11 protein-coding genes are annotated in these 14,534 nt (G+C 59.7%); 6 read left to right on the top strand and 5 right to left on the bottom strand.

Annotated elements, in window-relative coordinates; translation table 11 throughout:
* Positions 1-116: 116 nt before the first annotated feature.
* From BLR16_RS00845 to BLR16_RS00835, 3 genes are read right to left on the bottom strand one after another with little or no spacing between them, the layout of a single operon-like run.
* Positions 117-3,806: a translocation/assembly module TamB domain-containing protein gene (locus BLR16_RS00845; protein ID WP_092194040.1), complete on the bottom strand. Its 3,690-nt coding sequence runs from the start codon at positions 3,804-3,806 to the stop codon at positions 117-119.
* Positions 3,803-5,527: an autotransporter assembly complex protein TamA gene (locus BLR16_RS00840; protein WP_074807583.1), complete on the bottom strand. Its 1,725-nt coding sequence runs from the start codon at positions 5,525-5,527 to the stop codon at positions 3,803-3,805. The genes BLR16_RS00845 and BLR16_RS00840 overlap by 4 nt, the downstream gene beginning before the upstream one ends.
* Before the next feature lie 59 nt (positions 5,528-5,586).
* Complete coding sequence (locus BLR16_RS00835) at positions 5,587-6,258, bottom strand: GNAT family N-acetyltransferase (protein ID WP_003345438.1); 672 nt, start codon at positions 6,256-6,258, stop codon at positions 5,587-5,589.
* A gap of 192 nt (positions 6,259-6,450) precedes the next feature.
* On the opposite strand from BLR16_RS00835, the gene xthA reads away from it, so the two are divergent.
* Both xthA and BLR16_RS00825 read left to right on the top strand, forming a co-directional pair.
* Positions 6,451-7,263: an exodeoxyribonuclease III gene (xthA, locus tag BLR16_RS00830; RefSeq protein ID WP_003369429.1), complete on the top strand. Its 813-nt coding sequence runs from the start codon at positions 6,451-6,453 to the stop codon at positions 7,261-7,263.
* 154 nt (positions 7,264-7,417) lie between these two features.
* Complete coding sequence (locus BLR16_RS00825; protein ID WP_074807579.1) at positions 7,418-8,761, top strand: substrate-binding domain-containing protein; 1,344 nt, start codon at positions 7,418-7,420, stop codon at positions 8,759-8,761.
* Positions 8,762-8,772: 11 nt separating this feature from the next.
* Here the strand turns inward: BLR16_RS00825 and BLR16_RS00820 are convergent, their stop codons facing one another.
* Positions 8,773-10,002, bottom strand: coding sequence for an acyl-CoA dehydrogenase (locus BLR16_RS00820; RefSeq protein WP_074807575.1), 1,230 nt, complete (start codon positions 10,000-10,002; stop codon positions 8,773-8,775).
* Between the two features lie 184 nt (positions 10,003-10,186).
* Here BLR16_RS00820 and BLR16_RS00815 point away from each other — a divergent pair, with 184 nt between their 5' ends.
* From BLR16_RS00815 to BLR16_RS00805, 3 genes are all read left to right on the top strand, one after another.
* On the top strand, positions 10,187-11,116 hold the full coding sequence (locus tag BLR16_RS00815; protein ID WP_003434117.1) for a LysR family transcriptional regulator: 930 nt from the start codon (positions 10,187-10,189) through the stop codon (positions 11,114-11,116).
* A gap of 163 nt (positions 11,117-11,279) precedes the next feature.
* On the top strand, positions 11,280-11,672 hold the full coding sequence (locus tag BLR16_RS00810; protein WP_042930746.1) for a MerR family transcriptional regulator: 393 nt from the start codon (positions 11,280-11,282) through the stop codon (positions 11,670-11,672).
* Positions 11,673-11,701: 29 nt separating this feature from the next.
* The gene (locus BLR16_RS00805) at positions 11,702-12,601 is read left to right on the top strand and encodes a hydroxymethylglutaryl-CoA lyase (protein ID WP_074807572.1); all 900 of its coding nucleotides are present in this window, start codon (positions 11,702-11,704) and stop codon (positions 12,599-12,601) included.
* A gap of 285 nt (positions 12,602-12,886) precedes the next feature.
* Here BLR16_RS00805 and BLR16_RS00800 read toward each other — a convergent pair whose 3' ends face one another.
* On the bottom strand, positions 12,887-13,144 hold the full coding sequence (locus BLR16_RS00800) for a hypothetical protein (RefSeq protein ID WP_074807568.1): 258 nt from the start codon (positions 13,142-13,144) through the stop codon (positions 12,887-12,889).
* 216 nt (positions 13,145-13,360) lie between these two features.
* On the opposite strand from BLR16_RS00800, the gene BLR16_RS00795 reads away from it, so the two are divergent.
* Positions 13,361-14,524, top strand: a complete 1,164-nt coding sequence (locus BLR16_RS00795) for an isovaleryl-CoA dehydrogenase (protein WP_003434122.1) — start codon at positions 13,361-13,363, stop codon at positions 14,522-14,524.
* The last annotated feature ends 10 nt before the right edge of the window (positions 14,525-14,534 follow it).

Below are 14,534 nucleotides of genomic sequence, written 5' to 3'. Positions count from 1 at the left end.
GACCGGCAACCTGAAGGTAAATGACGTGTGAAGGGACTTGCAGTTGCAAGAGGGACGCTCGAGAAAGGCCAGGCGGTTCGGCACAGGGCCGCGCCGTTACCGCCACCAGCCCTCGCCTAGAAGTCCCTTTTATAGAAAATATCCAGCGAGCTGGCAACACCACTCGCGGCCTCGAGGTACACGCGCTTACTGAGCAGGTAGCGCAAGGCAATGGTATTGGCCGGTTCAAACACGCCTACGCCATAACGCAGGCTGAGCTTGTCGGTGATCTTGCCGCTGGCAACCACATTGGTCTTGTCGCCGGTTCCCGAAGTGTCCAGCTCGAAATCCTTGATACCCAGATTGTCCGCGAGCTTGCCGGTGGTCGACGAGCTGCCCGCAACACCCAGTGCCAGCGCAGCCTGAGCGACCATGTTGTTGTCTTCGCCGGAAGTGCTGAGCGGTCTGCCCATGACCAGATAGGAAAGCGCCTGCTCCTGGCTCATCGCAGGCTCGGAAAACACCTCGGTGGTGGGCTGCTCGGCGCTGCCGGTCAGGCGGATACCGGCAATCACGTCGTCGGTCTGGCGAATCGCCTCGATGTCCAGATAAGGCTGGTCGACCGGGCCGGCAAACAGCAAACGCGCCTTGCGTATGGTCAGCCGTTGACCGTAGGCACGATAACGACCGTCGTTCAGGTTGAGCTCGCCACGAGTGTCCAGATTGTCACCAATGTGTACATGCCCGACCAGATTGGCGGTGAGCCCGAACCCGCTGAAACTGAGCTTTTCCTGGCCGACTTCCACATCGATATCCATCGCCACGGCCAGCGGCGGAGCGCCCTCCTCGGTCTGCTGTCCGACGATCACTGTGTCACCGGAGAGCTTCACAGTGGACGGCGGCAACTCGCGTACGGTAATCGCGCCCTTGGGCACCAGTACCTTGCCGGAGATCGCCAGTCGCTCGCCCTGCATGGAGATTTTCAGGTCAGGCGCCGCCTCTACCGCCGCATAGGGTTCGACATTGATCGGCAGGCGCGAGCCCTTGAGGCTCACATCGACATTCAGGCTTTGCCCCCAAGCCACCTGACCGCCTATGCTGCCCTGCCCGGTGCTGCCACTTTTCCAGCCGCCGTTGAGCTGTACGCTTTCTCCGGCAATCAACGCCTGGACCTTGAGGTCATGCAGTTCCATAGGCAGCTCTGCCCCCGCCACTTCACCCCCTTCAAGCGTCACGTTGCCGTTGACCAGTGGCGCCAGCAACGTGCCTGACAACCGGCCATTGCCATTCAGACGCCCATTGAGTTTCTGCACCATCGGCGCGAAAGGACGTGCCACCGAGATATCCAGCCCCGAGAGATTGAAGTCGCCCGCCAGGGTCTTGTCCTTGGCCAGCGGGTCGATCTGTGCGTTGAGCAACAGCCTTCCCAGCTTGCCGCCCTCGAAGTCGAGACGCGTGTCGATGCGTTTGGGCGCCAGCGTGGTGGCCAGTTTCAGCGTCTGATAAGGGAAGTCCAGCCACTGGTTGTTGTTGCGTACCCGCAGCGTGCCGCCTCCGGCGTCAATCGTGACCTTGCCGCTGGGGCCAGCTGCCGGAATGTCGAGCTGCACGTCTGCATTCAACGCGCCCTTCCAGGCAAAATCCTTGGGCATCCATTGCGCCAGGCTGTCCAGGGGGAAATTCTTGAGCTGATAACGCAGATGAGGCTCCGGCATCAGGCGCTGATCGCCGCCACACAGGCTGGCGCCCCCGGACAACCAGCAATGGGCACCGAAGTTGAGCCGGCCATCGGCCAGACGCTCGATCTTCGCCGACTGCTGCAAACGCCAGTTCTGCCCGCCGCTCTGCACCGTACCGCTGGCCAGTCGGCCTCGCCAATCACCCTTGTCCAGGCCACCGTCAAGGCCGATGGCCAGCTTGAGCAGCGGTCCTTGAAGGTCCAGCTTCAGCTGCTGGCTCTTGAGTGTGCCCTGACCGTCTACCAGCAAGGTGCCCAGCTGGGTATCGCCAGCCTGAATACCGGCACCTTTCAGGTTGATGATCGCGCGCTGCGCCTGATCCAGTCTGGCGTTGAGCGTGAGGGTCTGCAGACGATTGTCCTGCAAGGCGAGCTGGCTGCCCTGCAAGGCCAATTGCCCTTGGGGCGCCTGTAGCGTTCCGGCCAGGTCCAGCCGGCCTTTGACTTGCCCCTGCAAGCGTGGCCAAAGCTGGGCCAGACGCGGCAGATCCAGGTCCAGCTGCCCCTTGAGACGCTCCTGCAGGCTACCCGCACCTTGAATACGGTTGTCGCCGAGGCGGATGCTCAGGCTGCTGACATTCCATTGCTGATCATGGCCGTCAGCCTTGGCTTGCAGCAGCGCCGGCTGACCACGCAAACGCCCTTTCAAATCGAGGTCTGCGCTGAGTTCAAGCTGCGCGTTGCGCATCTGACCTTTGCTGCGCAACGGGCCTGCCAGTGTGCCGGGCAGTTCGGCAACCCAGAATGAAGGGTCCAGCGCACTCAGGTCCAGAGCCGTATCCCAGCCGATGCCGTCAGCGAATTGCAGGTTCAGGAAACCGCTGGCCTTGCCCTGCCCTGCGACCAATTCCAGTTGCGGCAGATGGATCTCTTGCAGATTGCCGCTGAACGGGCTGACCAGGGTGAATGCACCGGCAGGCCCTTTGAGGCTGGCGTTGAAATTGCCGAGGTATTTGCCATCGGTATAGGAAATATCGCCCTTGAAGGCATGCAATGCCACTTGAGGCGCTGACGCCAATGGATACAGGCGCTGCCAGGGGAAATCCAGCCAGTCGATGCTCGCATCTGCAGAAAAACCGTTCTGCCAGTTCATCTTGCCGTTGATGGCCAGACGCTGCTGATCATCGGCGGCCAGATCGAGTCCGGCGATGGTTGCGCCGTTGGCATCCACGTTTCCTTTCAATGACAACGCGACAGGACCTTTCTCTGCGGGAAGGTTGGCGCTGCCATCTATCAGATAGCCCGAGTCAAGATTGCCTTCGGCGGTCAGCAGCAACTGGTCCAGTTGCAACGTATCAGGCAATGCAGCACTGGGTTTGAAGTGCTCGGCCGTCAGCTTGATGCGTGCAGGAAGGTGTTCGGCCAGGGGTTGCAACTCGCCGGTCAGCAAACCCGGCAGGTAGCCGCTGCTGTCCGCCTTGAGTTGCAGCGTTTTCAGCAGGTCGCCCTGAATATCCAGCGCCAGCGCCCAGGGCTGGCCATCCTGTGGTGGAAGTTGCAGTTGACCTTGCACGCTGAGTGGCCAGTCGCCCTCGGGTTTCAGCAGGCCATTGAGGTCCAGCACAAGCGCATCACGTTGCAGGTGCGCACTGTCGATCTTCAAGCCTTCGGCTGTCCAGTGCGCTGCCAGCTTGAGATCGCGCAATTGTTCGACGCCATCCAGTTGCAGACCACCCAGCTGTATATCACCCAGTTGCAGCGCCAGCGGTAACCTGAGCGTCGGTAACTGGATCGGGCCGTCGCTGGCGGGCGTATCGCTCGGCGGGAAGTGCATCAGCACCTGCTGCGCATGCAGACGGTCGATGCACAGCGTCATCTTCAACAGGCAGGCAGGCGTCCAGGCGAAATCGACGGATTGAACCTCGACACGGTCTGCGCCCTGCTGCCATAACAGACGCTCGGCGCTCCACTGGCTACCCAGTCGCCCCTGAAAGTTTTCCAGCTGTACGCCGGGTACCCGAGCCAGGGCCCACTGGCTGCCCGTGTGGGTGCCCAGCAGCAGCGCGACAATAATGACCACAAGCAGCAGTAATGCGACAAGTCCCAGCCCGACGACCTTGGCTCCGCGGGTGATGTTCGACGTGTTCAAAGCTCCGGCCCCATCGAAAAGTGCAGACGGATTCCGCCGTCATCGTCCAGCGCGTGGGCCAGATCGAGACGCAGCGGGCCCACTGGAGATACCCAGCGCACGCCGAAACCCACCCCGGTTTTCAGGTCTGGCTTGTCCAGGCTGTTGAACGAGTTGCCCTGATCGATGAAGGTCGCCAGGCGCCATTTGTCAGCAATGGAATATTGGTATTCGACGCTACCGGCAAACATATACCGGCCGCCGATACGGTCGCCGTCAGAGTTGGTCGGTGACAGCTTCTGATAGTCATAGCCGCGCACGCTTTGATCGCCGCCGGCAAAAAAGCGCAGCGATGGCGGTATCGAGGTGTAACCGTCCGTGAGGTTGCCGCCAAACTGCACGCGACCGAGAAAGCGGTGATTTTGCGCGACGGTGGTCAGCCCTTTGAGCAGCACATTGGCATGCACAAGGTTAGCGTCAGACAACATGCCCTCCTTGGCCACCTGCGTATCGAATTGCAGGCGATAACCCTGGTGCGGGTCGATGCGATTGTCACTGCGCAGATACGAGTAACTGATACCGGGCATCAGCAGCGTACTGAGGCCGGCGTCATCACCCAGGCGATATTCTTCACGCTGCCATTTCAGGGATATGACCCGTTCCCAACCGCTGGGCAGCTTGCTGTGCCATTCCGGCCCGGCAGTCAGCAACTTGCTGAGGCTGTCGGTTCCGGCAATCTCTTCGTACTGATACCCGCCGGCGTAGCGCAATTTGTCGGTCAGCGGCGGATCAAGTGGCACGTCGTACCACAGGCCGATATTCTGCCGTGGCGCGGATATCTCGGATTCGAAACCGTAACTGTGGCCCTGCGGGTTGGCCCAGTGCCGGGTCCAGTTGGCTTTGCCGCGCGGGCCGACGTCGGTCGAATAGCCCAGACCCAGGCCCATGGTGCGAGGTTTACGGGTTTCGAGCTGGACGGTCACCGGAATGACCTGGTTTTGCGCTGCGGTGGGCGCCGCATCGACCCGTACGCCCTCGAAATAGCCGCTGCCCTGCATCGCCTGGGTCAGTTCGGCAATCAGTTGGGAGTCGTAGGGCGTGTTCTCCTTGAACGGCACCATGCGCTTGAGCAGATCGTCATCAAATGGCGCGTCGCCGCTGAACATGACCTTGCCGAGCGTGTAGCGCGGTCCGCTTTCATAAACCAGTTCGATATCGGCCACACCGGCCCGCGGATCGATGGCCAGACGCTGACTGGTGAAATGGCCACCGAAAAATCCGTAGCGCGAGGCCTGATTCTGGATCAGGCGCTTGGCGTCTTCATAGTTGCCGTGGTTCAACACCGCGCCGCTTTTCAGCGCGTCGCTGCTCGGCACACGAAAGGCCTTCATTGCTGCCGCCGGCCCTTCGACCCGGATCACCACGTTACGCAGGTGAATGGGCTCGCCCGGCTGGATGTTGATCACCAGGCTGGGTTGATCTCCGTCCTTGATCTCACTGTCGATCTGCGCCTGGTAATAACCCAGCGCCTGAGCGGCTTTTTCCGCCTGTTGCTCAGCGCCGAGGCTGAAATTACGCAGCGCCTGGACGTCACGCTCGCCCAAATCACCGACATACCCTTCGACGTTGGCCTTGAGTTGCGGATTGGCAGGCTTGATCCTGACGTCGAGGCGGGCCTGGGCAAGCGCTGCCGCACTCATGGTCATCAGGAACACGCTGCTGAATAGTCTGAAAAGCTTCATAGGCGTAGATGCTACCACGATCGACAGGCTGCACTGGAAGCCCACGAATTGTCGGATATTCAGGCCATTACGTCAGGGACCGGCAGTGAAACCTGAGGGTTCGGATGAAAAAACACATGCTCTCGGACAGGGCCTACAGCAATTTCACCGATCTCTTCGTAGCCCTGTCGCTTATAGAATTCCAGATAACGCGGATTGCCGGTATCGACCACGATGCCCTGAGAATGCTCATCCACTGCGCACCAGTCATGCAACGCTGCCAGCAGTTGCTCGCTCAGGTCCTGGCCGAGCTTCTGCCCTTGGAACTCCGGATCAAGGCCTATCAACGGCAGCACATGCACGGTTTCCGAAGGCACACAGGCGAGCACAGCGTTGTAATAGGCCAGATAGCGTTGAGTGCAGCCCAGACCGGTGTCCATCACCATGCGCAGACGCCAAGCCCAGCTTTCGGTGACACCCAGACGACGCTGCGGCGGTGCGATCAGCGCTACGCCGACCAAACGGTCCTGCAGGAACAGGCCCAGCGCAGGCTGGTTTTGTAGAAAGTGTTGTTTGACCAGCTGGCGAATGGTCGCCAACACACGTTGCTCATATCCCTCACGCTCGGCGTTGAACAGATAGGCAAATGTCGGATCGTGCCGGTAGGCCCTGAACAGCAAGGAGCGGGTTTCACGGGAATAACCACTGTCGAGTTGGCGAATTTCACCCGTGATGGCAGCAGGTAGGGACATAAAGGGCCTCGTGTTAACGGAACTGCGTCTGGCGCAGCGGTTTTGGCAAGCAGGCTTTCGAGTGATGGCCATTGATAACAGTTCCAACGAATTATCCAGACACCCCCTGGCCTGCGCTTCCGACACGGCACTGGTCCTGAAACCACAGGTCGGCTAGCATCGCTGTTTGTTTTTGCTCAGGACCGCTGCTTTATGAAAATCGTCTCGTTCAACATCAATGGTCTGCGCGCTCGACCGCATCAGCTGGCGGCGCTGATCGACAAACATCAACCTGACGTGATCGGTCTTCAGGAAACCAAGGTTTCGGACGAGCAATTCCCCCAGGCGGAAGTCGAAGCGCTGGGCTATCACGTTCACTTCCACGGCCAGAAAGGCCATTACGGTGTCGCTCTGCTGTCTCGCAACGCACCACTGGCCCTGCACAAGGGTTTCGAAGGCGACGACGAGGAATCCCAGAAGCGTTTCATCTGGGGGACTTACGCCGACAGCAACGGCCAGCCGGTAACCATCATGAATGGCTACTTTCCACAGGGCGAGAGCCGCGACCACCCGACCAAATTCCCCGCCAAACAGCGCTTTTACGAGAACCTGCAAACACTGCTCGAGGGCCACTTCAGTAACGATCAGCCGCTGATCGTCATGGGCGACGTGAATATCTCTCCGCAGGACTGCGATATCGGCATTGGCGCCGACAACGCCAAACGCTGGCTGAAAACCGGCAAGTGCAGCTTTCTGCCTGAAGAGCGGGAGTGGATGGAGCGCCTGAAAAACTGGGGGCTGGTGGACAGCTTTCGGCACCTGTATCCGGAAGTCGTCGACCGCTTCAGCTGGTTCGACTATCGCAGCCGTGGCTTTGAAGACGAGCCCAAACGCGGCCTGCGCATCGATCTGATCATGACCTCTACCGGTCTGCAGCCACGCATCAAGGAAGCGGGTGTGGATTACGATTTGCGCGGAATGGAAAAACCGTCCGATCACGCGCCCATCTGGCTGGAACTCAGCTGACTGATCCCCTCCCGGGCTCCTCCTGCGCGATCCTTCCTTATAAGGGGTGGGTCGCGCTGAAAGCTGAAACACGCACAGACCCTGAAATTGTCATATTCCGGCAATCTCTCTGACTTATTCTCCCGGCACCCTCCCGTGATTCATGGTGACGCCGATGCTGCGCGCTTTGCTTACGGCGCTCATCCTGTCGAGCGCCACCCTGCCCGCTTTCGCGCAAGCCGCACTGCCGCTGCCTGCTGGCGATATACCGGCGTTGCGCATTCAAGGCTCCAACACCATCAATGCCCAACTCGGACCTGCGCTGGTCGAAGGATTGATGCGCCAGCAAGGTCTGCAATCGGTACAGACCCTTCCCGGCAACACCCTCAATGAACAGCGCGTCATCGGAACCACGGCCGCCGGTCAACCCGTCAGTGTCGAAGTCGCCGCACATGGCTCAGGCACCGGTTTCACTGCGCTGAAAGCCGGCAGTGCGGATGTCGCGGCCTCCTCTCGACCGATCAAGGATCAGGAGGCCAAAGATCTGGCCAGCCTCGGTGACCTGAAAAGCGCAGCCAGCGAGCAAACCATTGCCATCGACGGCGTTGCAGTGATCCTGCATCCCGCCAATCCGCTGAGACAACTGGATACCCTTCAACTGGCGCGCATTTTCAGTGGCGAAGTCAGGAACTGGAGTGAAATCGGTGGCAATCCAGGCGCCATCCATCTCTATGTTCGCGATGAAAAGTCCGGCACCTACGAGACGTTCAAGGACCTTGTACTGAGCAAATACGGTAAGACCCTGCTCGGCAGCGCCGCGCGATTCGAATCCAGCGAACAGCTCTCCGACGAAGTCAGCAAGGACATCAATGGCATCGGCTTCATCGGCCTGCCTTCCATCCGCCGCGCCAAAGCGGTGGCCATAGCCGACGGCGATTCCAGGCCCATGCTGCCGACCGTCAGCCTGATTGCCACCGAAGACTATCCGTTGTCGCGACGACTGTACTTTTATGTGCCCACCTCGGCCCATCAGCGCTGGGCGCAGGCGCTGGTCCGTTTCGCGCAGAGCGCCGACGGCCAGGCCATCGTCGCGCAGAGCGGTTTTGTCGCGCAGACCGTGCAGGTGCTCAAGGTGCAGCCTACCGCGCAGATGCCCGCCGATTACCAGGCGCTGGCACGCAAGGCCGAACGCCTGTCCGTCAACTTTCGCTTTGCCCAAGGCAGCGCACGCCTGGACAACAAGGCGCAGCAGGACCTCAAGCGGGTCGCGGATTACCTGAAATCCAGCGACAAACTGGACCGGCATGTGACGCTGGTCGGCTTCGGCGACGCCAAGAGCGACCCGGAGCGTGCCGCCCTGCTTTCCAGGCTGCGTGCCATGGCCGTGCGCCGGGAACTGCTGAAAAGTGGCGTGACGTTCCGCGATATCGTTGGCCTGGGTGACGAGATGCCGGTGGCCACCAACGATATCGACGACGGCCGGATCAAGAACCGTCGCGTCGAAGTCTGGGTGCAGTAATTGGCTGACAGCTAGAGTTGGCTGCGCGCCAGATCTGCCGGCATATATTTGCCCAGTTCATACTTGCCGACGGCAGCGCGATGCACTTCATCCGGGCCGTCAGCCAGACGCAGGGTACGCTGCATGGCGTACATGTAGGCCAGCGGCAAATCATTGGAAACCCCGGCGCCACCGTGCATCTGAATCGCTCGGTCTATGACCTTCAGCGCCACGTTGGGGGCAACCACCTTGATCTGCGCGATTTCGCTCTTGGCAACCTTGTTGCCGACGGTGTCCATCATGTACGCCGCTTTCAGGGTCAGCAGGCGTGCCATGTCAATCTCCATGCGCGAGTCGGCGATCAGGTCGATATTGCCGCCCAGCCTGGCCAACGGTTTGCCGAACGCAACGCGGTCAATGGAACGCCTGCACATCAGCTCCAGTGCCCGCTCCGCCATGCCGATCGAGCGCATGCAGTGGTGAATGCGCCCTGGTCCTAGCCTTCCCTGAGCGATTTCAAACCCTCGCCCTTCACCAAGCAGCACGTTTTCGAACGGGACCTTGACGTTTTCGAACAGCACTTCGGCATGGCCATGGGGCGCATCGTCATAGCCGAACACCGGCAGTGGCCTCACGATCTTTACGCCGGGCGTATCGACCGGCACCAGAATCATCGAATGCTGCTGATGGCGCGGCCCCTCAGGATTGCTCAGGCCCATGAATATCAGGATTTTGCAGCGCGGGTCGCAGGCACCGGAGGTCCACCACTTGCGTCCGTTGATGACCCATTGGTCACCATCACGCTCAGCGCGCGCGGCCATATTGGTGGCGTCCGATGAGGCCACGTCGGGCTCGGTCATGGCAAAGGCAGAGCGAATCTCACCGCGCAGCAGCGGTTCGAGCCAGCGGGTTTTCTGGTCCTCACTGGCATAGCGGACCAGTACCTCCATGTTGCCGGTGTCGGGCGCCGAGCAATTGAAGGGCTCGGGACCGAGCAGTGAGCGACCCATGATTTCCGCCAGCGGCGCGTACTCCAGATTACTCAGGCCGGCGCCAAACCCGGAGTCTGGCAGGAACAGATTCCACAAGCCTTCCGACTTGGCCCGGGCCTTGAGCTCTTCCATGATTGCCGTGGGCTGCCAGCGATCCCCTTCGGCCACTTGCCGCTCGAAAACCGGCTCGGCCGGATAGACGTATGCATCCATGAACGCCGTGACGCGCTCACGCAGGGCCTGCACCTTCGGGGAATACGCAAAATCCATGGGGTCGCCACCGTGTCGATCGGGTTGTCGAAGTCATGAACGCGATGCTAGAGAACCGCTGCACATTTATCTAATCTATTCTCAGCGTGTATAAACATTCATAACCGATATATGATCCATCACCATTGCGGCATTACGCCCCTCTAAACAGTCAATCACAATAACGGCACGAGGCGCCCCATCAATGAACCTGAACAAGGTCGATCTCAACCTCTTCATTGTCTTCGACGCCATTTATACCGAAGCCAATCTGACCCGCGCCGGACAGATTGTCGGCATCACCCAGCCGGCGGTCTCCAACGCACTGGCGCGGTTGCGCGAGACCTTCAATGACCCGCTGTTCGTGCGCACGGCACAAGGCATGGTGCCGACACCGATGGCGCAGAACATCATTGGCCCGGTGCGCAATGCGCTTTCGTTGCTCAGGGTATCGGTGCAGGAAAGCCGCATCTTCAACCCGTTACAGGCCAACAAGAACTACCGCATCAGCATGACCGACCTGACCGAAGCGGTGATCCTGCCGGCGCTGTTCCAGCGCCTGCGACGCCTGGCACCTGCGGTGACCATCGAAAGCTTTCTGTCCAAGCGCCGGGAAACCACCAAGGAACTGGCTGCCGGGCGCCTCGACTTCGCCGTGGACGCGCCGCTCAACACTGACCCGCAAGTGCGGCATGTGAAGCTGATGGAGGACCGTTATGTGTGTGGCATGCGCAAGGGCCATCCATTGGCGAACAAGGCCATTCTGACCCTCGACGATTACCTGAGCCAGGCGCATATCCATATTTCCAGCCGCCGCAGCGGGCTGGGTCATGTGGATCTGGCGCTCGGCAAGATGGGCATCCAGCGCAGGATCGCATTGCGCTCGCAGCACTACATGATGGCAACTCAGGTGCTGCAGCAGACCGACATGGTCATGACCGTACCCGAGCGCTTCGCCCGTCGTAACGACTTACACTATGTCTACCTGCCAGTCGCCGATGTTCCCTCGGTCGAAACCCACCTGTACTGGCATGAAAGCACCGATCAGGACCCGGCCAATCGCTGGATGCGAGAACAGATCATCGAGCTTTCGCAGCGGGTTGTGGCGCAGGAGCAAAGCCTCGAAAAGACATGAAATAGAAATACAAGCCAATGATTTATAAGCATTTAAATCGCTTAGTTAATGTGATTTCTAAGTGCCGGAGTGTGACCTCTCGACCTTTGGCACCGCCACACAGCTTGACGTATACGTAAAGCAACCCTTAGCTTTGCGGCTGTATACCTTTCCGAGCCACGCCATGAGCAGTCAGACCTACAGTATTTCCGAGCTCGCCCGCGAGCTGGACATCACCACCCGCGCCATACGCTTTTACGAAGAGCAAGGCATGCTCAGCCCTGAACGCAAGGGCCTGGAGCGTATCTATACGGCGCGTGACAAGGTCACCCTGAAACTGATCCTGCGTGGCAAGCGCATCGGTTTTTCCCTGGCCGAGTGCAAGGAACTGATCTCGTTATACGACCCTGCCGGCGGTAACCAGAAGCAGTTGCAGACCATGCTGGACAAGATCGCCGAACGCCGTGATCAGCTGGAACAGCAATTGCTGGACATCCACCAGATGCAGCTGGAGCTGGACACCGCCGAAGAGCGCTGCCGAGCCGCACTCGATAAAACCGCTGCCGCCCCACTCTGACCATTCGCACTGACTACAAAGGCGCTGCCATGTCCCTTCCGCAAAAGGTGAATCTCGTTGAAGTCGGCCCACGTGACGGCCTGCAGAATGAAGCACAACCCATCAGTGTCGACGACAAGGTGCGCCTGGTGGATGACCTGACGGCAGCCGGGCTGGGCCATATCGAGGTCGGCAGTTTTGTCTCGGCCAAATGGGTCCCGCAGATGGCGGGCTCTGCACAGGTGTTCGAACGCATCCAGCGTCGTGAGGGCGTCATCTACTCGGCGCTGGCGCCAAATCTGCGTGGCTTTGAAGATGCCTTGGCGGCCGGCGTCAGGGAGGTCGCGGTGTTCGCGGCGGCGACCGAAGGGTTCTCGCAACGCAACCTCAACTGCTCGATCAGCGAAAGCCTGGAGCGCTTCGCGCCTGTCATGGAAGCAGCACGCATGCATGGTGTGCAGGTTCGAGGGTATGTGTCATGCGTGCTGGGCTGCCCTTACGAGGGCAGCGTTTCGCCCGAACAGGTCGCGACGGTCGCCAACGAACTGCACGCGATGGGCTGCTATGAAATTTCCTTGGGCGACACCATCGGAACCGGCACGCCGGGCGCTACACGGGCATTGTTCAGCGCAGTGGCTGCGCAGATACCGCGCGGCAAGCTGGCTGGCCACTTCCATGACACCTATGGCCAGGCATTGGTGAATATCTACGCAAGCCTGGAGGAAGGCATCCAGGTGTTCGACAGCTCCGTGGCCGGCCTCGGTGGCTGCCCTTACGCCAAGGGCGCCAGCGGCAATGTGGCCACTGAAGACGTGCTGTATATGTTGCAGGGGCTGGGTATCGAAACCGGCGTCGATCTGGACCAGGTCATCGCGGCGGGCCAGCGCATCTGCAACGTGCTGCACCGTAGCAATGGCTCTCGTGTAGCAAAGGCCAGATTGTCTGCGTAACGTTGTCGTCGTCTGTCGGTAACAGGGTGCGACAACTTGCCACAGAGTGTTACTCTGCCCCGCGTCGAGTCGAAACAAACGGGTAACACGGAAACACTCGGCCGCAGAATCAAACGGTCCGATGCCGGAAAAACAAGGTCATCCCCCGGTATTACAGGGGTTTTGAAAAACTGGCACGGGTCCTGCTATACCCTTCGTACAACAAAAATAAAAACACGCAGTGACCCAATAAAAACAACACGTACCGGCTCTGACATAACAAGAACAACACGGACAGAGGCGTAGCTAACAGATTTTTTTGAAGTGGATAGCTTTTCTGAACCGCTTGCCTGTCAAGTCGTTCGCAGCCAGACAGAGAACAATAAAACTGCCCCAAGGCAGCTGCCGAACTGGTTGGATCACTACGATGAAAGTGTCATCAGCGCTCAAAAAAATACGTTTGCTCTTGGTCCCGCATGCGGATCGCTCAAAAAAGATGTGAAGGGCCAGGTCGCCAAAAACAACAACAGGCCTCCCGAAAAACAAAAAAGAGCATAGCAACATACCTTGAAGGGGAGCCCAGGCTCCCCTTCGTGCTTTCCGGCGTTCCGCCCTCTTCTCTCATGATTGAACACTACAGTCCGATCACGCTTTGTTCACATCGGCATCGGCGTTGACAGCACAATCCTACAGGTTTACGTTAACGTAAAGGTCATAGCTGGTACACGCCACAACCGACCCACGAACAAAGCGTCATTCAAGAACAAAAAGGAACGCCCCATGAGTTACCCCAGCCTGAATTTCGCCCTGGGCGAAACCATCGACATGCTGCGTGATCAGCTGCAGTCTTTCGTCGCCGCAGAGCTTGCCCCGCGCGCCGCGCAGATCGACAAGGACAACCTGTTCCCCGCCGACATGTGGCGCAAGTTCGGTGAAATGGGCGTACTGGGGATTACTGTCAGCGAAGAATATGGTGGCGCGGGCCTGGGTTATCTGGCTCACGTCGTGGCGATGGAAGAAATAAGCCGTGGCTCGGCATCCGTGGCGCTGTCCTATGGCGCCCATTCCAACCTGTGCGTTAACCAGATCAATCGCAATGGCAGCCCGGCGCAAAAGGCCCGTTACCTGCCCAAGCTGATCAGCGGCGAACACGTTGGCGCACTGGCCATGAGCGAACCCAATGCCGGCTCGGACGTGGTGTCGATGAAACTGCGCGCCGACAAGCGCGGTGATCGTTATGTGCTCAACGGCAGCAAGACCTGGATCACCAACGGGCCGGATGCCAACACCTACGTGATTTACGCCAAGACCGACCTGGAAAAGGCAGCCCACGGCATCAGTGCGTTTATCGTCGAACGCGACTGGAAAGGCTTCTCGCGCGGCAGCAAGTTTGACAAGCTGGGCATGCGCGGCTCCAACACCTGCGAACTGTTTTTCGATGATGTCGAGGTGCCCGAAGAGAACCTGCTGGGCGTGCTTGATGGTGGCGTCAGGGTGCTGATGAGCGGCCTCGATTACGAGCGCGTCGTGCTCTCCGGCGGTCCCACCGGGATCATGCAGGCGTGCATGGACGTGGTGGTGCCCTACATTCACGACCGCAAGCAGTTCGGCCAGAGTATCGGCGAGTTTCAGCTGATTCAGGGCAAGGTCGCAGACATGTACACCCAGCTCAATGCCAGCCGGGCCTACCTGTACGCGGTGGCCCAGGCCTGCGACCGCGGCGAGACCACTCGCAAGGACGCTGCCGGGGTGATCCTGTACAGCGCCGAGCGCGCCACGCAGATGGCGCTGGAAGCCATCCAGATTCTGGGCGGCAATGGCTACATCAACGAGTTCCCGGCGGGCCGACTGTTGCGCGACGCCAAACTCTACGAGATCGGCGCAGGCACCAGTGAAATCCGGCGCATGCTCATCGGTCGCGAACTGTTCAACGAAACCCGTTGATTGCGGAGCC

It is taken from the genome of Pseudomonas sp. BS3767 (genome assembly GCF_900099665.1).
GTDB classification, from domain to species: domain Bacteria; phylum Pseudomonadota; class Gammaproteobacteria; order Pseudomonadales; family Pseudomonadaceae; genus Aquipseudomonas; species Aquipseudomonas cerasi.
The sequence above is the reverse complement of the archived record's forward strand: the minus strand, read 5'-3'. Positions and strand labels throughout refer to the sequence as shown.